At 61.1% G+C, this 22,283-nt stretch carries 20 protein-coding genes; 16 read left to right on the top strand and 4 right to left on the bottom strand.

Translation table 11 applies throughout. The annotated features are described in order from the left end of the window. The first annotated feature begins 90 nt into the window (after window positions 1–90). The 7 genes from yjbD to AAHA41_RS17295 all read left to right on the top strand — a co-directional run bounded on the left by yjbD (window position 91) and on the right by AAHA41_RS17295 (window position 6,621). On the top strand, window positions 91–375 hold the full coding sequence (gene yjbD / locus AAHA41_RS17325) for a DUF3811 domain-containing protein (protein ID WP_185228192.1): 285 nt from the start codon (window positions 91–93) through the stop codon (window positions 373–375). A 505-nt stretch (window positions 376–880) separates the two neighbouring features. Then, complete coding sequence (locus AAHA41_RS17320; RefSeq protein ID WP_156854046.1) at window positions 881–1,090, top strand: cold-shock protein; 210 nt, start codon at window positions 881–883, stop codon at window positions 1,088–1,090. A 272-nt stretch (window positions 1,091–1,362) separates the two neighbouring features. Next, window positions 1,363–2,721 (top strand): NCS2 family permease, encoded by a 1,359-nt coding sequence (locus AAHA41_RS17315; protein WP_042032197.1) that lies wholly within the window; start codon window positions 1,363–1,365, stop codon window positions 2,719–2,721. Between the two features lie 238 nt (window positions 2,722–2,959). Then, window positions 2,960–4,030: a dihydroxyacetone kinase subunit DhaK gene (gene dhaK / locus AAHA41_RS17310; RefSeq protein ID WP_005340163.1), complete on the top strand. Its 1,071-nt coding sequence runs from the start codon at window positions 2,960–2,962 to the stop codon at window positions 4,028–4,030. A 15-nt stretch (window positions 4,031–4,045) separates the two neighbouring features. Beyond that, window positions 4,046–4,675 carry a dihydroxyacetone kinase subunit DhaL gene (gene dhaL, locus AAHA41_RS17305; RefSeq protein WP_005341571.1) on the top strand — a complete coding sequence of 210 codons (630 nt, stop codon included), beginning with the start codon at window positions 4,046–4,048 and terminating at the stop codon, window positions 4,673–4,675. A 1-nt stretch (window position 4,676) separates the two neighbouring features. Further along, window positions 4,677–5,393, top strand: a complete 717-nt coding sequence (gene dhaM / locus AAHA41_RS17300) for a dihydroxyacetone kinase phosphoryl donor subunit DhaM (protein ID WP_323070855.1) — start codon at window positions 4,677–4,679, stop codon at window positions 5,391–5,393. A gap of 145 nt (window positions 5,394–5,538) precedes the next feature. Further along, the gene (locus AAHA41_RS17295; RefSeq protein ID WP_323070854.1) at window positions 5,539–6,621 is read left to right on the top strand and encodes a glycerol dehydrogenase; all 1,083 of its coding nucleotides are present in this window, start codon (window positions 5,539–5,541) and stop codon (window positions 6,619–6,621) included. Between the two features lie 94 nt (window positions 6,622–6,715). On the opposite strand, the gene dhaR is transcribed toward AAHA41_RS17295, so the two are convergent. Both dhaR and AAHA41_RS17285 read right to left on the bottom strand, forming a co-directional pair. Next, window positions 6,716–8,617: a dihydroxyacetone kinase operon transcriptional regulator DhaR gene (gene dhaR, locus AAHA41_RS17290; RefSeq protein WP_323070853.1), complete on the bottom strand. Its 1,902-nt coding sequence runs from the start codon at window positions 8,615–8,617 to the stop codon at window positions 6,716–6,718. 73 nt (window positions 8,618–8,690) lie between these two features. Continuing rightward, on the bottom strand, window positions 8,691–9,590 hold the full coding sequence (locus AAHA41_RS17285; protein WP_323070852.1) for a LysR family transcriptional regulator: 900 nt from the start codon (window positions 9,588–9,590) through the stop codon (window positions 8,691–8,693). A gap of 115 nt (window positions 9,591–9,705) precedes the next feature. Between AAHA41_RS17285 and AAHA41_RS17280 the strand changes: the two genes are divergently transcribed. The 5 genes from AAHA41_RS17280 (at window position 9,706) to AAHA41_RS17260 (ending at window position 15,308) form a co-directional block, all read left to right on the top strand. Beyond that, complete coding sequence (locus tag AAHA41_RS17280) at window positions 9,706–10,758, top strand: agmatine deiminase family protein (RefSeq protein ID WP_323070851.1); 1,053 nt, start codon at window positions 9,706–9,708, stop codon at window positions 10,756–10,758. A 4-nt stretch (window positions 10,759–10,762) separates the two neighbouring features. Continuing rightward, window positions 10,763–11,677, top strand: coding sequence for an N-carbamoylputrescine amidase (gene aguB / locus AAHA41_RS17275; protein ID WP_323070850.1), 915 nt, complete (start codon window positions 10,763–10,765; stop codon window positions 11,675–11,677). Beyond that, complete coding sequence (locus AAHA41_RS17270; protein WP_323070849.1) at window positions 11,674–12,783, top strand: extracellular solute-binding protein; 1,110 nt, start codon at window positions 11,674–11,676, stop codon at window positions 12,781–12,783. The genes aguB and AAHA41_RS17270 overlap by 4 nt, the downstream gene beginning before the upstream one ends. 17 nt (window positions 12,784–12,800) lie before the next feature. After that, a complete protein-coding gene (locus AAHA41_RS17265) occupies window positions 12,801–13,940 on the top strand; it encodes an agmatine deiminase family protein (RefSeq protein WP_323070848.1) in 1,140 nt (379 codons plus the stop codon). Window positions 13,941–14,318: 378 nt separating this feature from the next. Beyond that, a complete protein-coding gene (locus tag AAHA41_RS17260; protein ID WP_323070847.1) occupies window positions 14,319–15,308 on the top strand; it encodes a hypothetical protein in 990 nt (329 codons plus the stop codon). Window positions 15,309–15,861: 553 nt separating this feature from the next. Here the strand turns inward: AAHA41_RS17260 and ydiK are convergent. Further along, on the bottom strand, window positions 15,862–16,947 hold the full coding sequence (gene ydiK / locus AAHA41_RS17255) for an AI-2E family transporter YdiK (RefSeq protein ID WP_185430795.1): 1,086 nt from the start codon (window positions 16,945–16,947) through the stop codon (window positions 15,862–15,864). Then, complete coding sequence (locus AAHA41_RS17250; RefSeq protein WP_323070846.1) at window positions 16,944–18,323, bottom strand: phosphatase PAP2 family protein; 1,380 nt, start codon at window positions 18,321–18,323, stop codon at window positions 16,944–16,946. Before AAHA41_RS17250 ends, ydiK begins: the two co-directional genes overlap by 4 nt. A gap of 185 nt (window positions 18,324–18,508) precedes the next feature. Between AAHA41_RS17250 and AAHA41_RS17245 the strand changes: the two genes are divergently transcribed. The 4 genes from AAHA41_RS17245 to pckA all read left to right on the top strand — a co-directional run bounded on the left by AAHA41_RS17245 (window position 18,509) and on the right by pckA (window position 22,275). Continuing rightward, window positions 18,509–18,886 carry a hypothetical protein gene (locus tag AAHA41_RS17245; RefSeq protein ID WP_033113750.1) on the top strand — a complete coding sequence of 126 codons (378 nt, stop codon included), beginning with the start codon at window positions 18,509–18,511 and terminating at the stop codon, window positions 18,884–18,886. Between the two features lie 252 nt (window positions 18,887–19,138). Then, complete coding sequence (gene hslR, locus AAHA41_RS17240; protein ID WP_104015828.1) at window positions 19,139–19,537, top strand: ribosome-associated heat shock protein Hsp15; 399 nt, start codon at window positions 19,139–19,141, stop codon at window positions 19,535–19,537. A gap of 78 nt (window positions 19,538–19,615) precedes the next feature. Further along, window positions 19,616–20,500, top strand: coding sequence for an Hsp33 family molecular chaperone HslO (hslO, locus tag AAHA41_RS17235; RefSeq protein ID WP_033113738.1), 885 nt, complete (start codon window positions 19,616–19,618; stop codon window positions 20,498–20,500). Window positions 20,501–20,649: 149 nt separating this feature from the next. After that, on the top strand, window positions 20,650–22,275 hold the full coding sequence (gene pckA / locus AAHA41_RS17230) for a phosphoenolpyruvate carboxykinase (ATP) (RefSeq protein ID WP_041209673.1): 1,626 nt from the start codon (window positions 20,650–20,652) through the stop codon (window positions 22,273–22,275). Window positions 22,276–22,283: the final 8 nt, after the last annotated feature.

The raw sequence follows: 22,283 nt of genomic DNA, 5'->3' as shown, positions 1-22,283 counted from the left end.
CAAGTCTTTGTTCGGCATAAAGGCGATTGCATGGGGGCGCGATATGACAACTGTGTTAGGGTGGCTGACACCCTGCCGCAGGAGCGCGCCATGAAAAAGCTGGAAATGAAAGATCTGACCGAGGCTGAAAAAGCCGAGATAGCCCTGATGCTGCAAAAGGCGCAAGCCAATGCCGATCACCAGCTGACCAATGGCGAGCGGAACAAGATCCGTGAAGAGGGTCGCCTGAAGATTGTGGCCGACCGCGCCGAAGCGGCCAAGGCAGCCTCCAAGCTGGCGCGGGAGAAAGCCAAAGAACGCGCCAAGAATCAGACATTGCCGGAAACATTCAGCTGGATAGATTCGGTCAGCAACAAATTTCGCAGCAAACGCTGAGCAGCAATCCGGATTCTGATACAAGAGCCGCCTCGCCCTGTGCGAGGCGGTTTTTTTGTGTCTCGCAAGAGACTGATAATCCCCAAACGGGAATGTTATTTTTGATCCCACCAGGAACCGTCGTTTTACGCCATCACTTTGCTTTCCACACCATCCCGGGAAAATTATTTCTTCATGAAAAAAGCGCAAGGAACGCGTCTATCCGATTGATATACATCACGTTTGTTTTTTACTGCATCAGGTTAAATTCACGATAAAACGTTAAGAACGAGATAACATTTGCTTTAAAAAAGAGTGCGTGTTCTAATCGTCAGCGATAGTTCGGCAGTTCAGTCCTGATTATGTTAGGCAGTCATTTTAGTAAAGCAGTGATTAGTGCAAGTATTATTTCGATGATGCTTGACGAATAATTCTCCTTCTTTAGTGCTTCCCATACGTATTGCTGACGAAAAATCAAATTTGCCATTTGATGGCATTTCTAACACTAAATTTAAGAGAAATTATTATGTCTAAAGTGACTGGTACCGTTAAGTTCTTCAACTCCGAGAAAGGTTTTGGTTTCATCTCCCCGGTTGATGGCAGCAAAGATGTGTTCGTTCACTTCTCCGCCATCCAGACCCCGGGTTTCAAAACCCTGGACGAAGGTCAGCGCGTTGAGTTCACCATCGAGCAAGGCCAGAAAGGCCCGGCTGCTGCCAACGTAGTAGCTCTGTAATTCACGCCCGGGCAGCTGTCCGGTCTGAATGAAAAAACCCGCCAAGGCGGGTTTTTTGCTATCTGCTCACCGCCATCCCCTCCCCGTTCCTCACCAGCTCAGATCTGTTTTTCGCTACCTCTTATCAATTGAGTCTCCAAACAAGCTTCGAATGGCTTCTCATGCAGAGATCTTGAGGAAAAATTCCAGTTATCCGCTGCTTTTGTCACAGATTCTTGCTATTTTGCGCGCCACCAACGCAAACGATTTCCTTCACACTTTCAGGATTAGTTATGGCAAAGCAAGATATGGCCGCCCAAACAGGGACTGGCGGCTTTCTGGACTCTTATTTTTCCATTTCTGCGCGCGGCAGCAGCGTGCGTCAGGAGCTGGTCGCGGGGCTGACCACCTTCCTGGCGATGGTCTACAGCATCATAGTGGTGCCGAACATGCTGGGTGCTGCCGGCTTTGAGCAGGGCCCGGTGTTTGTCGCCACCTGTTTGATCGCCGCCTTCGGCTCCCTGCTGATGGGTCTGTGGGCCAAGCTGCCGATGGCCATCGGTTGCGCCATCTCCCTCACCGCCTTTACCGCGTTCAGTCTGGTACTGGGTCAGGGGCTGAGCATTCCGGTCGCCCTCGGCGCCATCTTCCTGATGGGGGTGCTGTTCACCCTGATCAGCGTCACCGGCGTGCGCCAGTGGATCCTGGACAACCTCCCCTCCGGCATCGCCCACGGTACCGGCATCGGTATCGGCCTGTTCCTGCTGCTGATTGCCACCAACGGCGTCGGCATGGTGATCAAGAACGAAGGGGCCGGTCTGCCGGTGCAACTCGGTGAAGTGACCGCCTTCCCGGTCATCATGACGGTGCTGGGTCTGGCCGCCATCTTCGGTCTGGAGCGTCGCAAAGTGCCGGGCGGCATCCTGATGGTGATCATCGCCATCTCCATCCTTGGCCTTATCTTCGACCCGAAAGTGACTTGGCAGGGCTTCTTCGCCATGCCGAGCCTGACTGGCGAGAAAGGCTCGCTGGTAGGCAGCATGGATCTGCTGGGCGCCCTCAATCCGGTAGTGATCCCCACCGTCTTGGCGCTGGTGATGACCGCCGTGTTTGACGCCACCGGCACCATCCGTGCCGTGGCCGGTCAGGCGGGCCTTATCAACGAACGCGGCCACATCATCAGCGGCGGCAAGGCCCTGACTGCCGACTCCGTCAGCAGCATGGTGGCGGGCGCCGTCGGTGGTGCTCCGGCAGCCGTCTACATCGAGTCTGCCGCAGGCACTGCGGCTGGCGGCAAGACCGGCCTGACCGCCGCGCTGGTCGGCGTGCTGTTCCTGCTGATGATCTTCCTCTCCCCGCTGAGCTATCTGGTACCGGCTTACGCCACCGCACCGGCCCTGATGTACGTCGGCCTGCTGATGCTGGGCAACGTCACCAAGCTGGACTTCAGCGACTCGGTCGATGCGCTCTCCGGCATGCTGTGCGCCGTCTTCATCGTGCTGACCTGCAACATCGTGACCGGCATCATGCTGGGCTTCGTAGCACTGGTCATCGGTCGCCTGTTCGCTGCCGAGTGGAAGAAGCTGAACGTCGGCACCGTCATCATCGCCGTGGCGCTGGTGGTCTTCTACGCCGGTGGCTGGGCCATCTAACCCGTCCGCATATTCCGGTTATAGCGAAGGGCCCTGCGGGGCCCTTTTTCATGGCTGTGAGTCAGCTAACAGTTTCCCGCCCGCTTGCCCTGCGCCGTTTCAGATTGAAACACCCATCCCCCTTCTGCTGTTTCAAATCCGAACCAAATCGCCCGTCATTTTTATCCCTTTTTCTGTCGTTAGACTGGCTCCATCAACCATTTGCCCACCCGAGCGGTGGCAAGCCAAGGAGTGAGCCATGAAGAAACTGATCAATGCCGTCGATGCCGTGGTCCGTGAACAACTGATGGGGATGGCAGCCGCCCACCCCGAGCTCAAGGTACGTATCGAACCCCACTACATCACCCGCGCCGACTCCCCCGTGATGGGCAAGGTGGCGCTGGTCTCCGGCGGTGGCAGCGGCCACGAGCCGATGCACGGCGGTCTGGTGGGCAAAGGGATGCTGGATGGCGCCTGCCCCGGCGAGATTTTTACTTCCCCGACCCCGGATCAGATGTACGAGTGCGGTCAGGCCGTTGATGGCGGCGCGGGCGTACTGTTTCTGGTGAAGAACTACACCGGCGACGTGCTCAACTTCGAAACTGCGGTCGAGCTGCTGCACGGCGATGGTGTAAAAGTGGGCTTCGCCCTGATCGATGACGACGTGGCGGTCAAAGACAGCCTCTACACCGCCGGTCGCCGCGGCGTTGCCACGACCGTGCTGTGCGAGAAGCTGGTCGGTGCCGCTGCCGAAGCGGGCTACGACCTTGCCCGCTGCGAGGCGCTGGCCCGTCGCATCAACAACCAGAGCCGCACCATAGGCGTGGCCATGCATGCCTGCACCGTGCCGGCCGCTGGCAAGCCCTCCTTCACTCTGGCGGACAACGAGCTGGAGTTCGGCGTCGGTATCCACGGCGAGCCGGGCATCGAACGTCGCCCCTTCACCGACCTCAATACCCTGGTGGACGACATGTTCAGCGAGCTTGCTGACAATACCCCCTATGGCCGCACCCTGCGCCACTGGGATCGCACCAGCGGCAGCTGGCAGGAGGAGCACACCTTTATCGAACCGCTCAACAAGGGCGATCGAGTTATCGCGCTGGTCAACAGCCTCGGCGGCACCCCCATCTCCGAGCTCTATGGCGTCTATGGCCGTCTCGCTACCCTGTGCGAGGAGGCGGGTATCCATCTGGTACGCAACCTGATCGGCCCCTACTGCACCTCCCTCGATATGACCGGCATCTCCATCACCCTGCTCAAGGTGGATGATGAGTTGATGACCCTGTGGGATGCCCCCGTTCACACCCCCGCCCTGCGTCGCGGCTGCTAAGGAGTGCCGATAGCCATGCTAAGCAAACACCAAATCGTCAACTGGCTGCTCGACTGCGAACACATCTTTACCGAGCAGCGTGACTACCTCACCGCGCTGGATACCGACATCGGCGACGGCGACCACGGCCTCAATATGCAGCGCGGCTTCGCCAAGGTGGCCGAGAAGCTGCCGGCGGTAGCGGACAAGGATATCGGGCAGGTACTGAAAACCACCGGCATGACATTGCTCTCCTCAGTCGGCGGCGCCAGCGGCCCGCTCTACGGCACCTTCTTTATCCGGGCCGCGGCCAGCAGCGACGCCTGCCAGAGCCTCAGCCTCAGTCAGCTGTGCAAAATGCTGAGCGACGGGGTTGAGGGGATCGTCTCCCGCGGCCGTGCCGAGCCGGGCGACAAGACCATGTGTGACGCCTGGTGGCCGGCACTGGCCGCCCTGCAACAGGCGCAGCAGCAAGAGTTGCCGCTCAATGAAGCGCTGGACAAGGCGGTGGCAGCCGCCGCAGCCGGTACCGAGGCGACCATCCAGATGCAGGCCCGCAAGGGGCGCGCCAGCTATCTTGGCGAACGCAGCATCGGCCATCAGGATGCCGGGGCTACCTCGACCCTGTTGCTGTTGACCGCCCTGCGTGACAGAGCGAGGTTGTGACATGATCGGAATCGTAGTTGTCTCTCACAGCGCCCTGCTGGCAGCCGGCTTGAAAGCGCTGGCCGACCAGCTCGGCAGCCCGGCCCGATTGCTGCTGGCGGCCGGGGTCGATGACCCCGACCACCCCATCGGTACCGATGCCATCGTCGTGATGAGTGCGATTGAAGAGGCGGACGACGGCAGCGGCGTGCTGGTGCTGATGGATTTGGGCAGCGCTCTGCTCAGCGCCGAGACCGCCCTCGAACTGCTGCCACCGGAGTTGAGCGCGAGGGTGCGGCTCTGCCCCGCCCCGCTGGTCGAGGGTACTCTGGCCGCCGTGGTGGCGGCCGGTTCCGGCCTGACGCTGGACGAGGTGGCCGCCGAGGCGCTCGGCGCGCTGGGCCCGAAACAGGCGATGCTGCCTGCCAGCGCGGCGCAGGCCGCCACCGAGACAGCCCCCGTTGTCGACGACGGCTGGCTGTGCTGCGAGGTGGTGGTGGATAACCCCCACGGCCTGCATGTGCGCCCCGCCGCCCGACTGGTGGCCGCCCTCAAGCCCTTTGCCGCCGAACTCAAGCTGCAAAAGGGGGATAAAGAGGCCAATCCCCGCAGCCTGACCCGGCTCGCCATGCTCAACGTGCGTCAGGGCGACCAGCTCACCCTGCTGGCGCGCGGCGAGGATGCCAACGCCGCCCTGGCCTGCTTCCAACAGCTGGCCGCCGAGCGTTTTGGCGACTGACGCCGCACACCACTGTTTCAAGGGGCTGCACTCGCTCGCTGAGCCAGTGCAGCTTCATTCAAGACGAAGGAGTCCCCGGCACTGCCGCCCCTTCGCCCCTGTTAGTTTCAAAAGACGTCTTATGAACTAGAGAGAGGGATAAAATATGGACCGCATTATCATCAGCCCCAGCAAATACGTACAAGGCAACGGGGCCCTCGCCAATATCGGCAACTACGTCAACGCGCTCGGCAGCAAGCCACTGATCCTGGCCGACGCCTTCGTCACCAAGCTGGTGGGCGATACCGTGGCCACAAGCTTCCACGGCGCCGGTATCAAGCCGGAGTTCGACTGCTTCAACGGCGAGTGCTCCCGCCCCGAGATCGACCGCCTGCTGGCCCGCTGCCAGCAGACCCCGTTTGACGTCATCATCGGCATCGGCGGCGGCAAGACGCTGGATACCGCCAAGTCGGTCGCCTTCTACCAGAAGGTGCCGGTGGTCATAGTGCCCACCATCGCCTCCACCGATGCCCCCACCAGCGCGCTGGCGGTCATCTACACCCCGGAAGGGCAGTTCAGCGAATACCTGATGATCCCGACCAACCCCAACATGGTCATCATGGATACCGGCGTGGTCTCCCGCGCCCCGGTGCGGCTGCTGGTCTCCGGCATGGGGGATGCGCTCTCCACCTACTTCGAGGCGCGCGCCAACAAGGTTTCCGGTTGCCAGACCATGGCCGGTGGTGCCTCCACGCTGGCGGCGCAGGCTATCGCCGAGCTCTGCTACAAGACCCTGCTGGCCGATGGCTACAAGGCCAAGCTGGCGGTGGAGCAGGGGCTCTGCACCAAGGCGGTGGAGAACATCATCGAGGCCAACACCTACCTGAGCGGTATCGGCTTCGAGAGCAGCGGGCTGGCCGCCGCCCACGCCATCCATAACGGTCTGACCCAGCTGGCCGAGTGTCACCACCTCTACCACGGTGAGAAAGTGGCGTTCGGTACTCTGGTGCAGCTGGTGCTGGAGAACGCCCCGATGGCGGAGATCGAAACCGTGTTGGCCTTCTGCCGCTCGGTGGGCCTGCCGACCAACCTGCATATGATGGGGGTCAAGGAGCTGGATATGGCGCGCCTGATGGAGGTGGCCAAAGCCTCCACCGCCGAGGGCGAGACCATCCACAATATGCCGTTCAAGGTCACCGCCGAGGATGTGCTGGCGGCCATCGTCACCGCCCACCAGCTGGGGCTGTAACCGCGCCACGGCAGACCCTTCCATATAAAACGGCCCCGCAACTGCGGGGCCGTTTCGTTTTCTGCGGGCCGGTTCGCTACGGCCTCAATAACCGTCAGCCGTGATAGTCGGCGGGATCGATCTCGAGCAGCTTGAGCCGCCGCCACAGGGTGGTGCGGCTGATGCCAAGATGCTGGGCCATCTGGCTCACCTGCCCCTTGCAGGCGTGGGCGCAGCGCAGGATGGCTTGCCGCTCCAGCTCCGCCAGCGTGAGCAGCGGTTGCCCCACCACCTCGTCCGCCACCCGCTGATAGCCGTGCCGAATGGCGGCGGGCAGCGCCTCGGGTGGGATCGGCCCCTGACCGGCGTGGAGCAGCGCATGCTCAACGGCGCTGCGCAACTCCCCCAGATTGCCGGGCCAGGGATAGGCGAGCAGGCAGTCGAGGGCCGCCGGACTGAACTGGCGCACCGGCTCGCGCCCCTGCGCCGCCAACTGCTGGCTGATAAGGCCCGGCAGATCGGCACTGCGCTCCCGCAATCCCGGCAGCCACAGCTCGCACGCCTGCAAGGCATAGAGCAGCTGGCGGCCAAACAGCCCCTCCTGTACCAGCTGCTCCAGCGGAGCGCTGCTGGTGGCGATGATCCGCACCTTGAGCGGCAGGATGCGGGCCGAATCGAAGCGCTGGATGCGGCCGGTCTTGAGCAGTTGCAGCAGCGCTGCCTGCATGGGAGCAGAGAGGCACTCCACCTGCTCCAGCACCAGGGTGCCACCGTGGGCCAGCTCGAACTTGCCTGCCCGCTCCTGCCCCGCCTCGTCGGAGCCCATCAGCTCCAGCGCCATCCGCTCGCTCGGCAGCGCCTTGCAGTTGAGGGTAATAAGCGGCCCGGCGGCCCGTTCGCAGCCAAAGTGGATCGCCTCCGCCAGCTGGGCCTTGCCCACCTCCTCCTCGCCACGCAGCAGGATCGGCCCCTGACTCTGGGCCGCCTGCCGGGCGTAGCGCAGCAGCTTGCGCATGGCGCTCGACTCCCCCACCAGTGCCGACAACTCGGGCACCGTCTGGCGCAACTGGTGAATGGCCCGCAGCCGATCGACCGGGTGCAGCAGGGCGATAAAGCTGACCCCCTCCGGCCCCGGCAGCGGCTTGAGGCTCAACAGCGCATTGATAAACTCCCCCTCCTGCGCGCCGAGCCGCTCCAGCGTCACCTCCACATGGCTGAGCGGCGTCTGCCCCTTGATGGCCAGCTGCAACCGCTGGGGCAACAGCAGATGCTGCTCCAGCGGCTGACCGAGACATAGCGCCGGATCGAGCCGCAACCGATTAGCCGCCAGAGCGTTGAGGTAGCGCAGCCGCCCCTGCGGGTCCCAGGCCAGCACGCCGTCATCCATGCCATCGAGCAGGGCGTAGAGCTCGCTCAGGTGGTGCTGGGACTCCTGCATCAGGGTCTCCATCTGCAGCAGATGGGCCAACTCGCGCCCGGCGCTGACGGTGAGCGCCAGATCGCCAGCGCTCGCCTCCTCCACCTTACAGATCAACGCAATGATGGCGACCTGACGGCCATTGCTGTTGTAGACCGGGCTGGCGCAGCTGTGCCACGGGTGGAGGGTCTGATTGAAGTGCTGGGGGCCGCTGACGCAGAGCGGCACTCCCTCCAGCGCCGCCAGATTGATGGCATTGGTGCCGATGCGCCCCTCGCTGAAGAAGGCGCCGGGGCCAAACCCCAGTGCCGCCAACTCGCACAGGGTGTCGGGATGGCCGGTTTGGGCCAGCAAGCAGCCGCTCTCGTCGGTGAGCAGCAGGACGCAGGGGCGCCCCTCCATAAATTCGTAGAGATCTTCGAGGGCCATCTCGCCGGTGGTGAGCAGGTCGCGCTTGCGCTGGCGCAGGCTCTGCAAGGTCTGCCCCTTGGCGCTGTGGGGCGGATGCCAGAGGGTGGCACTGGTCTGGTGGGCGCAGCGCAGCCAGGATGCCTGCAAATAGTCAGGCCAAGCGAGCAGCGGCTGAAGGTCAGATGGCATGGTCACAGCAATATCCGGCAAGATGTGAGCCGAACATTTAACCACGCCAGCGCTCCCGATTCAGTGACCTGCCTCAGAGGGTGGCAACCCCGCCCTCCTCCCGGTCGGGTTCACCGTCGGCAAATTGCTGGCCGAGCCAGTGGCAGAAGGCACGGCACTCCGGCATTCCCTCGCTATCCTGATGCACCAGCAGATTCCACTGCGGCCCCTTGACCCGACGGGTGGAGAGCGGCAACAACTGTCCCTGCTGACGGGCGGAACGGGAGAGCAGTTCGCTCACCAGCGCCACACCGAGTCCGGCGCTGGCGGCCTCAAGCAGCAGGCCGGGATCGGAGAAGTTGAGCCCACGGGTCTGCAGGTGCAGATCCTCCCCTCCTCTCAGCGTCCAGTGATGCCAATCCAGCTCCCGTTCGCCATGCAGGGTGGTGCGCTCCTCCGCGGGCCGGGACAGCACGGTGGCGGTGGCCACCGGCAGCAAGCGATCCGCCAGCAGGTGCTGATGGCGACACTCGGCCTGCGGGCCGAGATCCCAGCGCAGGGCAAGATCGACGGTCTGCTCCGCCATGTCGGGCTCTTCATCGCTGGTGAACAGCCAGAGATCGATGTCGGGATGCAGGCGGTGAAACTCCCCCAATCGCGGCAGCAGCCAGTGGCGAGCGATGGCGGTGCTGGTGTTGAGCACCAGCTGGTTCGGTTTGCGGTACTGCTCCAGCCGCTGGATCCCCATCGCCAGCTGCAACAGCACGCTCTGGGTGGTCTCCAGCAGATCCTGCCCCGCATCGGTCAGCGCGACCGAGCGCCCCTGCCGGTGAAACAGCGGCTGGCCGAGCAGCTCCTCCAGCGAGCGTATCTGCTGGCTGATGGCGGACTGGGTCAGGTGCAGCTCCTGCGCCGCCTGATGAAAACTGCCGAGTCTGGCCGCCGCCTCAAAGCCCCGCAGCACGTTGAGCGGGGGCCACTGCTTGAACACCATTGATTAGCTCCACTTATCACTTTTACGGAAAATTGATCGTTTGTTCGCCATCACCTGCGGGAATAGTCTATTCCCATCGTCAGCAATCTTAATAGTACCTAATCAGGGTGGTGATATGCGGGAACAGGGAATCGTGGCAAAGGGCTGGTTTATGCCCGCCGAATGGTGTCAGCACGCAGCGACCTGGATGGTCTGGCCCCACAACAAGGCGCTGTGGGAGTCAGGTTGGGGCGTTACCCTCACCGGAGTGCAGCAGGACTTCGCCCGGGTGGTCAATACCATCGTCCGGTTCGAGCCGGTCAAGCTGGTAGTCGACCCTTCCGCGCTGGCCGAGGCTCGCGCGCTCTGTGACCAGCGGGTGACCCTTGTCCCCATTGCGGTGGATGACAGCTGGTGCCGCGACTCCGGCCCCACCTTTATCTGCCACCCGGAACTGGGCAATGCCGGGGTGAGTTGGCGCTTCAACGCCTGGGGCGGCAAATCGGCCCACCCGCTCGATGAAGGGCTGGCTCGCCGCATCCTCAACAGTCTGGAGCTCGATACCATCGGCAGTTTTCTGGCCAACGAGGGTGGCGCCATCCATGTGGACGGCGAAGGCACCCTGATCACCACCGAATCGGTGCTGCTCAACAGCAATCGCAACCCGGGGATCAGCAAGGGCGAGATCGAGCAAATCTTCAGCCGCCTGCTCGGCATCGAGAAGACCATCTGGCTGCCGGGGGACCCCGACCATGTCACCGGCGACATGACCGATGGCCATGTGGACGGAGTCTGTGCCTTCAGTCGCCCCGGCCAGCTGCTGGTGGACGCCACCCGCGATACCAGCTCGACCTATGCCCGTATCGTCAGGGAAAACCGCCGCGCCCTGATGCTGGCCACCGATGCCAGAGGGTGCACGTTCGAGCTGCAGGATCTCTACGAGGCCAGCGAGGCCATCGATGCAGAGGCCGAGGTCTTTTGTGCCTCCTACACCAACTTCTACATCGCCAACGGCGCCATCATCATGCCCGCCTATGGCGTGGCTAGCGACCGGGAAGCGGCAGCAGTGCTGCAGCGCGCCTTCCCGCAGCGGGAGGTGGTACCGGTGCAGATCAACCAGCTGGCACACGGCGGCGGCGGTATCCACTGCATCACCCAGCAACAGCCGGCATGGCCGGTACGAGGATAAGAGGATGGGCAACATCACCGTCGCAACCACCCAGTTTGCCTGCAGCTGGGATCTGCCACGCAATCTCGACATGGCGGAGAGTCTGGTGCGGGAAGCGGCCGCCAAAGGGGCGGGTCTTATCCTGCTGCAAGAGCTGTTTGCTACTCCTTACTTCTGCATCGAGCAGCACCACGGCCATCTGGCGCTGGCCGAGTCGTTCGAACAGAGCCGGGTGCTGCGCCGCTTCTCGGCACTGGCTCGCGAGCTTGGCGTGGTGCTGCCCATCAGCTGGTTCGAACGGGCCGGCAACGCCTTCTTCAATTCGCTGGCACTGGCGGATGCCGACGGCAAGCTGCTGGGGGTCTATCGCAAGACCCATATTCCCAATGCCATCGGCTATCAGGAGAAGGAGTACTTCAGCCCCGGCGATACCGGCTTTCGGGTCTGGGAGTGCGCGGCAGGGCGGATCGGCGTCGGCATCTGCTGGGATCAGTGGTTCCCCGAGGCGGCCCGCAGCATGGCCCTGCAGGGGGCTGAGCTGCTGCTCTATCCCACCGCCATCGGCTCGGAACCGGGGGCGGCCCATCTCGACTCCCGCGATCACTGGCAGCTGACCCAGCGCGGCCATGCCGCCGCCAACATCCTGCCGGTGATAGCCGCCAACCGGATTGGCAACGAGGTCGCCACCACGGATCCCGACCTGCAGATGACGTTCTACGGCTCCTCGTTCATCACCGACCACAAGGGGGCGCTGCTCGCCGAGGCGGACAGAACCACCCCGGGCGTGCTGGTGCAGGAGCTGGATCTCGCAGCCATGGCCGAGGAGCGCATGAGCTGGGGCATCTATCGGGATCGCCGCCCCGAGATGTATGGCACCTTGCTGAGTCTGGATGGCCACCAGAGCCGGATGACAGGCAACCACAGCGGAGTGTTGGCATGACAGGCAGACTATCCCGCACGCTGGCGCTGCTCGCGGCCATGTTGTGCACCGGAACCGCAGCCGCGCTCGCTCAGGAGCAACCGGCCGACAAGGTGCTGCGCCTCTACAACTGGGCGGACTATTTCGCCCCCGATACCCTCAGCGCCTTTACCAAAGAGACCGGGATCCGGGTCATCTATGACGTCATGGACAGCAGCGAAACCCTCGAAGCCAAGCTGATGGCTGGTCACAGCGGTTATGACCTGATCTTCCCCGGCGACACGGTGGCGGAGCGGCTGATGCGTGCCGGCAGCCTGCAACCGCTCGACAAGAGCAAGTTGCAGCATCTGGCCGACATCGAGCCGGGTTTGCAGCGGATCCAGCAAGCCTACCCCCATTCACGGGATGCGGTGGTCCCCTACACCTGGGGCACCATAGGGCTCACCTACAACGCCGGGATGATCAAACAGAGGATGGCGGATGCCCCGACTGACAGTCTCGACCTGCTGTTCAAGCCCGAGCTGGCGGCCAGGTTTGCCGACTGCGGCATCTCCATCATCGACTCCCCCGACGAGGTGCTGGCGGTGGTGCTCCACTATCTGGGACGTGAACCCCGTAGTGGCAAAGCGGCAGATCTGGATGCGGCCCTGGCCCTGCTCAAGGGGATCAAACCCTATATCCGCAAATTCCAGTCCCAGCCGGCCACCCAGCTGGTCAACGGCGACATATGCCTCTCCCTCGGATACAGCGGCGACATGACCCAAGCGCGTCGCAGCGCCGCCGAGGCTGGCAAGAAGGATCAATTCGAGTACCGTTTACCCAAGGAAGGGAGCACTATCTGGATGGATACCATGGCAATCCCGGCGGATGCCGCCCATCCTGAATACGCCTACGCCTTTATCAATTTCGTGATGCGCCCGGCCAACATGGCGGCCATCAGCAACAGCACCGGTTATCCCACTGCCAGTGCCAAAGCAAAACCCATGGTTGATGCGGCCATGACCGGCAACCCGGATATCTATCTGGATGACGCCACCTATCAGCGGCTCATCCCGGGCCAAGATATCGCGCAATCCGCCATGCGAGCGCGCATGCGGGCCTGGACTCGCTTCAAGAGCAGCCTATGAATCATAAGGAGTTTTTCATGCCATCCCGACGCAACGTATTGAAACAGCTCGCAGCCATCGGTGCGCTGGCCGGGCTCGGCAACCTGCCCGGCAAGGCCTTCGCGGCCGACGGCGCTAACCCGGAAGAGAGCGCATTGGCGGCTGCCAACACGCCCTTTCATATGCCGGAAGAGTCGACGTTCCAGACCCGGGTCTGGGTCGCCTTTGCCGCCAGCCCGGCCATCTGGGGTCGCGATTACAAGGAGGTGCAGGCAACCATCGGCCGGTTGGTGCAGGCCATGGTGCCCTATACCCAGGTGAACGTGCTCTGCCGCGAAGCCGAACAGGCACTGGCCCGCCAACTCTGTGGCGAGCAGAACACCCGCTTTATCGTCGCCGAGCTGGACGATATCTGGCTGCGCGATACCGGCGGCGTCTTCGTCCAGAACGGCGAAGGGGAGCTGGGGCTGGTGGATTTCAACTTCAACGGCTGGGGCGACAAGCAGGAGCACGAACAGGATGCGGGCGTAGCCGAGCTGGTCAGCAAGCAGGCGGATGCTCACTATCTGCAAAGCAAGCTGACTGGCGAGGGGGGCGGCATCGAGGTGGATGGCAACGGCACCGCCATCCTGACCGAGAGCTGCTGGCTCAACAGCAACCGCAACCCGGGGGTGAGCAAGGCGCAACTGGAAGCGGAGCTGAAAGCCAATCTGGGGCTGCGCAAAATCATCTGGCTGCCGGGCATCAAGGGCAAGGACATCACAGATGCCCACGTCGACTTCTACGCCCGCTTTGTCCGCCCCGGGGTGGTGGTGGTCAATCTGGACAACGACCCGGAGTCCCACGACTACGAGGTGACCCGCCAGCATATGGCCATCCTCAAGCAGGCCACCGATGCCGACGGCAACAAGCTGGAGCTGCATGTGCTGCCGCCCCCGCTCGATGGGCGGGACAACCGCTTTAGCCGCAGCCGCGACTTTGCCGCCGGTTATATCAACTATCTGCCGATCAATGGTGCGGTGATCGCCCCCGAGTTTGGCGACAAGGCCGCCGACAGCTACTGCCACGAGCTGCTGGCCCGCCTCTACCCCGGTCGCGACATCGTGCAGATCAATATCGATCCGGTCGCCGCCGGTGGCGGTGGTATTCACTGCATCACCCTCCACCAGCCAGCCTGACCCTCATCTACCTACAAATAACCCGGGGCGTTGCCACGCCCCGGGTTATTTATCCATGCCCATTTTTGTTCAGCCACCGTTCCGTATCTTGGCCAGCTATGTCATATGGCGTGTCACCTTGATCACACTCCCGAGTTATTCAAGTCGCTGAGACGGGATGGCACTTTCCATTGCAGCCCCAGAAGTGTATTTTTGCTCAGTAGCAAAAAATAGAACCCAAAAATACCTTGAGCGAATATGCTCTGTATTCGATAAAGTTCAGCGACCCTCTTATTTAAAATATTTTTTAGTGGCAACCATCGGCGCTATTTGGAGTTATATGAAAAGCTCTGTTATCACTTTGACCAGCCTTCCATATAATCATTGCTAGGGGATTTAATGAACTTATTCAGTTTTCTCTTTCGAGGAAAAAAGACTAAAGATGTGGCACGTTCACCTTCTCAGCCTGAGTCACCAAAGGCCATTTCCTTTCACGAAAAACTCGTTGAAATACCATCATTAAATTTCTTTGGGTCATTCAGCAAATCACAATCCGGCGAGTGGGCAATATGCTGGAGCGATAGCGATGCTCCAAATCTGAGAGGTGGCTATCGAGAAAGCGGTCATGGACGCTATATCCTCTATAACATTACGCAAGACACAATTGCGCTGGAGGGGAACTTGGAACGCCCCAACTCGGGTAGTGTCGCGAATAATGGCAACTTCGCTATTGAAGACTGGCACTTCGGGAGCGCACTATCCGGAACGCTCTACGTTATGTCTTCAGCCGGACGTGAACTAATTAAAAGGAAATTCGAAGCCAACATATATAACAGCACCATATCCGATACCGGTCGCTATGCCGTCTGCCAAACCGCAAACTCTCCAAAAGGCGAAGATGGAAATCGACTTACTGCATTTGATGTAGAAAAGGCCATCGAGTTGTTTTCCATATATCCTCCCACCGGCTGGGCTGACAGTTACAAGTTTATCGAGGACATTCCGAAAGTTGGTGTTGTCGTAAACAAGATTGGGACGTTTTACTACGACATACTGGGGCGATTGATTGATCCAGACAAATTCGATGCAGCTCGGCTACGGTGCGATAGGTATGACGTAGTTTTGTTGGCTGCCGAAGAGATTGTTAAAGCTCCCGAACTTAACGATCAACTTGCCAATGCAGCGCTTGAAGCAGCCATTAGAGCTCTTTCGCTCGGAGCTGAAAAAAATCAAAACTGGAAGGCCGTCGCACTCAAGATTCAAGGCTTGTCACATGAGTTCTTGCGCAACAACGAAGCCGCAATTGCCGCCTTCGATGAGGCGTTGCAGATCAATCCAAAGATCGGTGTTAAGCGGAAAGCCGATTCACTACGAAAAAAGCTGAAATGAGCCCGTAGGTTCGATTAGCCGTCAGGCGTAATCGGACGTTCGCGTAAATCTATTCCCCCGCAATAACAGCCACTCCCATTTCTCCCTTCCAGATGCCGCTGATCCACGGAAATACCGGAACGGCGGCATCTCGATCCTCCAATCAAGCTTCGCTAATCAAACCGGCATAGGCGGTAACACGGGGGGCATATGGGTTGGCACAAATCGGCCATTGCCTGTGGCTGATCTGTAACGGGCCAAATCGTGGCGTGGGGGCTGGATAGGAATTGGCATAAGCAAAAATTGGGGCATTTAGCACAAATCCATAAATTCAGCTTATACCGCTTACCCAGTCTGCTTTACCGCCATAAGTCACCCGCATTTCCCCTCTGACGGGTCACCGCCGACTTATGGATAGAACCGGAACAGTGGCATCTCGAGTGTCCGATTACGCTTCGCTAATCGAACCGGCATGGGACGGCAATAAACAAAGGAGCCGCCCTTTTGGGCGGCTCCTGGCATCAGCGATGGTGACTGATTCGTCTTGTTACCGAATCGTCTTTTTACTGAACCATCACTCGGCCTTGGGCGCTTCAACCGCCGCGGTCGCCGGTTGGTCATCTTCCTTGATCCAGGCATCCAGCAGGGTGTAGCCCACCGCCAGCACCACGGGGCCGATAAACAGACCGATGATCCCCATCGCCAGCAAGCCGCCGATAACCCCCACCAGAATCAGGATGAGCGGCAGATTGGCGCCGCGTTTGATGAGGAAAGGGCGCAGGAAGTTGTCCATGGTGCCCGCAAACAGTGACCAGACCAGCAGGAAGGTGCCCCAGGTGGTGTCGCCGCTCCAGTAGAGGTAGCCGATACAGGCCAGCAGCACCGGGAAGGGGCCGATCTGGGCGACGATCAGCAGGAACATCACCACCACCAGCACCATGGCGTAGGGGATACCGGCAATCAGCAGGCCGACACCGGCCACCGAGGATTGCACCAGCGCGGTCACCACCACGCCCATGGCCACGGCACGGATCGCCTGAGAGGCCAGCACGGTGGCGTTGTCGCCCCGTTGCCCGGCCAGACGGTGGGCAAAGCGGCGAATGCCGGTCGCCACCACTTCACCGGAGTGGTAGAGCAGGCCGCAGATGCCGACAGTCAGCAGGAAGTGAACGAACAGCAGCCCCAGATTGCCCGCCTGAGCGGCGAGCCAGCGGGCGGTCTGGCCAAAGTAGGGGGCCAGCTTGGCAAACAGCACCTGACCACCGCTCGCCAGAATTTGCTGCCAGAAGCCGTAGAGCTTGTCGCCTACCAGCGGGATCTGTTGCAGCCAGAGCAGCTCGGGCGGCGGCGACTGGCTGATATTGGTGCCCAGCTCGATCAGCATGGGCGCCTTCTCCGCCACATTGGCCAGCGTCATAAAGAGCGGGATAACGAACATCAGCAGCAGCACCAGCGTCATAAAGAGGGCCGCCAGCGACCGCTTGCCCCACAACACCCGCTGCACCATCAGCATCAGCGGCCAGGTGGCGATGGTGATCATGGTGGCCCACACCAGTGCAGGCAGGAAGGGCTGCAGCACCAGGAAGCAGGAGATAATCAGGATGCTGAGAAACAGCACCCCCAGGGTTATCTTGGCCAAATCCACTTTTTTCATGTTCATAGGGTTTCCCTGTCAGGGCATCCGCCCTTGGGTCTAGAGTCTTGTTTCAAGAGAGATAGTATCCACCAGAGGCCAGCGCTCAACCAGAGCCCCAGCCCGAAAAAGAGCGCAAACTGACCAAGCAGGATAGTGAGCGAACTACTGGTCAACAGCGGCAATGCCCACGCGCCCGCTACCATCAGCAGCATGCCCGCCAGCACCACGGCGCCGGTCAGCCACGGGCAATAACCGTCACGCACCAGCGTGACCCGCCCCCCAAGCCAGAGGCCCAGCGCCGCCAGCCCGATCCCGGCCAGATGGGCCGACTGGCTCAGGCCAGCGCAAACCAGTGCCGCAGCGATTAGCAATCCCCAGGCGGATGAACGCTGATCCAGCCGCCAGTATGGGCGAACCGCCAGCAGCAAGGCGCCGATCAGCAGGCCAACCGCCACATCGGAGATAAAGTGCACCCCGAGCCAGACCCGCGCCAGACCGGTGGTGAGGGCCAGCAACAGTGCCAGCGAATAGGCCAGCCCGCGCCGGGCAGGCCAGAGCCAGCCAAGCAGCGCGCCCCAGAACAGCAGGGCCGAGGCGGTGTGACCGCTCGGCATGCCAAAGCCCTGGGCACTCTGGGTTGCCAGTTCAGGTTGCAGATGGAAGGGGCGCGGCCAGCCGATCCCCTCCTTGCTCGCCTGCACCAGCAAGCCAAGCCAGAGCATGGCAAAGAGCAGCTGGCGCAGCCGCGGCCACCCCAGCAGCGGGAGCAGCAAAGGTATCAGGGCAAGCTGAAAGCCGCCTGAACCAAACAGATTGCTGACCGACAGCCACCAGACATCGGGCCCCAGCCACTGTTGCAGACGCATCATCAGCGGGATCTCGGCCTGATGCAGCGCATTGCCCTGCGCCACGAAATCGGCCTGCCAGCGCACCTCGCTCTCGGGCAGCTCACCAAGCCGGGCTTGCAGCCAGTCGAGCTGATCGGGGAAGCGGCGCTGCGCACGGGGCAGCTTGTCCACCGCGATCAAGCGGGCGTTGAGGATCTCCCCGCCCAGATTGGGGGCCTGCAGCAGCGAGACAAAATCGGTGCCTTGCTGGGCGACGATAGGTTCCAGAGTGCGGCAGGCAAAGACCTGCGCTTTCTGCCAGCGGCCAAGATCCGCGACGACTTCGCCGCGCAGACCGGTCTCTTCATACAGCTCGCGCAGCGCCGCCTGTTCGGGGCGCTCATCGCCATCGATGTAGCCGCCGCTCAGGCTATAGCGGGAGGAGATGCGATCCTGCACCAGCAGCAGTTGATCCTGATGGCGGATGGCGCAGACTGCCGCCGTCGGTTCGGCGCTCAGGGCTGGCAAAGCGGCAAACAGCGCCAGCAACAGTAAAAAGAGGGTTCTCGACATCAATTTGCTTTCCCTATGCACAATGGCGACAAGCCTCCCAGAAATCAGATAGTTGGGCAATGCTGGCGGCCTGTTCAGCGCTGATCCGGCCATGATGGCCGCACCGGGAAGATTGCGATGAGCGAGGGCACTCCCTACTATTGGCGGCTATCTTCAATGTCATGCAGCAACCGCTGGAGCCCTCCATGAGACAGTTCGGCTTTTTCCTCGGCATCGCCATCGGTGTCATCCTGATCCTGTTCGGCAGCATCGTCATCTTTCAGGCCCTGCCTGCGGCACTGGACGTGCTGGAGATGCCGAGCCGCATCCCGTTCGTGCGCGAGGTCTACACCTGGCTGATGACCAGCGCCAACGGCCTCACCGCCCAGCTGGAGCAGAACTTCCTGGAAGCGTTCCAGACCGTGCTCAAGCTGATCCTGCTCATCACCTTCATGTGGGTCTGCGTCAAGCTGGTCAACATGGGGGTGCTGATTATCCGTGCCGGGGTTGACCTCATCCGCACCGCCATCGCCCACAGCGAAGGCAAGGAAGAGAAGAAAGTCGAACCGCAGGATCGCTTCTGATCACCGACCTGACCGGCCAATTGCACTGAACGATGGCGCCCCGCGAGGGGCGACATCTTTTATGCAACATATGGCAGGCAATCTACCCCTTACGGCCAGATCCCCCGCTTTTCCCTTGTTAATCAGCAAACTGCCCATATGTTGCGTGGTCAGGACAGCAGCGGGGCACGCCTTCGCTGCCGGCCGGTTTCTATCCAGCGGCCCGCCTCTGGTATAATCGACCACCCCTTTTCCCCGTTATGGAGCCGGTTCATGGCCAATCATCCGGAAAGCACCCTTGAGGTTCGTCTCGACAAGTGGTTGTGGGCGGCCCGTTTCTACAAGACCCGCTCGCTGGCGCGGGATCAGATTGACGGCGGCAAGGTGCACTACAATGGTCAGCGCAGCAAACCGGGCAAACAGGTGGAAGTGGGTGCGCTGATCCGCTTCTGGCAGGGGCAGGATGAGCGGGAAGTGCGGGTGCTGGCCATCAGCGATCAGCGCAAATCGGCACCGCTCGCCCAGCAGCTCTATGAAGAGACTGCCGAAAGCCTGAAAAAGCGGGCCGAAAACAGCGAGGCCCGCCGCTTCAACAGCCAGTTTGCGCCGAGCCCGGAGCGTCGCCCCGACAAGCAGGAGCGGCGCCAGCTGCTCAAGGTCAAACAGTACTGACCGACCCCGATTTGATACCGGGCTGGCCGCAACCCCAGCCCGCCCGATTTACCTCACCGAAGAACCCAGGAACATATGATGAGCAACCAAGATCTGCTGTATCGCTATCTGTTTGAAGAGTACGAAGTACGTGGCGAGCTGGTCCAGCTGGATCACACCTACCGCCACGTGGTGGAAGCCCAGAACTACCCGGTGCAGGTGCAAAAACTGCTGGGCGAGCTGCTGGTCGCCACCAGCCTGCTGACCGCCACCCTCAAGTTTGAAGGTTCCATCACCGTTCAGCTGCAGGGCGATGGCCCGGTGCGTCTGGCCGTCATCAACGGCGACCACAACCAGCAGCTGCGCGGCGTGGCCCGCTTTGAAGGCGAACTGCCGAGCGACAACAAGCTGCAGAGCCTGATCGGCAACGGCCAGCTGGTCATCACCATCACCCCGGATCAGGGCGAGCGCTATCAGGGCATCATCGCGCTGGACGCCGACACCCTGGCTGGCTGTCTGGAGCACTACTTTGCCCAGTCCGAGCAGCTGGCGACCAAGCTGTGGATCCGCACCGGTTACCACGAGGGCGAACCGCGCGCTGCCGGCATCATGCTGCAGGAGCTGCCCGCCCAGAGCGAGGATCACAGCAACGACTTCGAGCACCTGACCCAGCTCACCAGCACCATCAAGGATGAAGAGCTGTTTGGTCTGGAAGCCGAGGAGATCCTCTACCGTCTCTACCATCAGGACAAGGTGCGGGTGTTCGATCCGCAGGCGGTCGAGTTCCGCTGCACCTGCTCCCGCGAGCGCTGCGAAGGGGCCCTGCTGCAGATAGAAAAGGAAGAGGTAATGGATATGGTGCAGGAGCTCGGCAAGATCGACATGCACTGTGATTATTGCGGCGCCCAGTACCAATTTAATGGGATCGATGTCGAAACCCTGTTCAGCAGGGCTCCCGGCAATGATGCAAACAAGTTACACTAATTAAAGGCGGGCAAAACCCGCCTTTAACTTTAATAACAAAAAAACACCCTATTTTATAAAGTTTGATGGCGATCGCTAAACTCTACCACCTAAGTGATAGGATGAACGTCAGATAGAACCCTACAAACCTCTGAACCCAGGAGAATACAATGACAATCGTGGCAGAACCCACCCTGGCCCAACAATTAGGACTGGACCAGTACGGCATCAAAAACAGCCAGGAAATCGTTCGCAACCCCTCGTACGAGCAGCTTTTCGCGGAAGAGACTCGCCCTGATCTGGAAGGGTTCGAGCGCGGCGTCGTCACCGAACTGGGCGCCGTCAACGTCAACACCGGTATCTTCACCGGCCGCTCTCCGAAAGATAAATATATCGTCAAAGATGCCACTACCCAGGATACTGTGTGGTGGTCTGACCAGGGTAAAAACGATAACAAAGCGATTACCCCCGAAGTGTGGTCACATCTGAAAGGGCTGGTCACCAAACAGCTCTCCGGCAAGCGCCTGTTTGTGGTCGACGGCTTCTGCGGCGCCAACCCGGACACCCGCCTGGCCGTGCGCATCATCACCGAGGTGGCCTGGCAGGCACACTTCGTGAAAAACATGTTCATCCGCCCGAGCGATGAAGAGCTGAAAACCTTCAAGCCTGACTTCGTGGTGATGAACGGTGCCAAGTGCACCAACCCGAACTGGAAGGAGCAGGGTCTCAACTCCGAGAACTTTGTTGCCTTCAACATGACCGAGAAGATGCAGCTCATCGGTGGCACCTGGTACGGTGGCGAGATGAAGAAGGGCATGTTCTCCATGATGAACTACTTCCTGCCCCTGCGCGGCATTGCCTCCATGCACTGCTCCGCCAACGTGGGTCAGGACGGCGACGTGGCCATCTTCTTCGGCCTCTCCGGCACCGGCAAGACCACCCTCTCCACCGATCCCAAGCGTCAGCTGATCGGCGATGACGAGCACGGCTGGGATGACCACGGCGTGTTCAACTTCGAAGGTGGCTGCTACGCCAAGACCATCAAGCTCTCCGAAGAGGCCGAGCCGGATATCTACCACGCCATCCGCCGCGATGCGCTGCTGGAGAACGTGACCGTTGCTGCCGATGGCACCATCGACTTCGATGATGGCTCCCGTACCGAGAACACCCGCGTCTCCTACCCGATCTATCACATCGAGAACATCGTCAAGCCGGTCTCCAAGGCAGGTCACGCCACCAAGGTGATCTTCCTGACTGCCGACGCCTTCGGCGTGCTGCCCCCGGTCTCCAAGCTGACCAAGGAGCAGACCAAGTACCACTTCCTCTCTGGCTTCACCGCCAAACTGGCTGGTACCGAGCGCGGCATCACAGAGCCGACTCCGACCTTCTCCTCCTGCTTCGGCGCAGCCTTCCTCTCCCTGCACCCGACCAAGTACGGTCAGGAGCTGGTGAAACGGATGGAAGCGGCTGGTGCAGAGGCCTATCTGGTCAACACCGGCTGGAACGGTACCGGCAAGCGCATCTCCATCAAGGATACCCGTGCCATCATCGACGCCATCCTGGATGGCTCCATCGAGAAGGCCGAGACCAAGGTGCTGCCGATCTTCAATCTGGAAGTGCCGACTGCACTGCACGACGTGAACCCGGCGATCCTCGACCCGCGCGACACTTACGCCAACAAGGCCGAGTGGGACGCCAAGGCGCAGGATCTGGCCCAGCGCTTCATCAAGAACTTCGAGCGCTTCACCGATAACGACGAGGGCAAACGTCTGGTAGCGGCAGGTCCGCAGCTGTAACAGACCCC

Origin of the sequence: Aeromonas sp. SER (assembly GCF_038739615.1) — a bacterium.
In the GTDB taxonomy this organism is placed as follows: domain Bacteria; phylum Pseudomonadota; class Gammaproteobacteria; order Enterobacterales; family Aeromonadaceae; genus Aeromonas; species Aeromonas jandaei.
The sequence above is the reverse complement of the archived record's forward strand: the minus strand, read 5'-3'. Positions and strand labels throughout refer to the sequence as shown.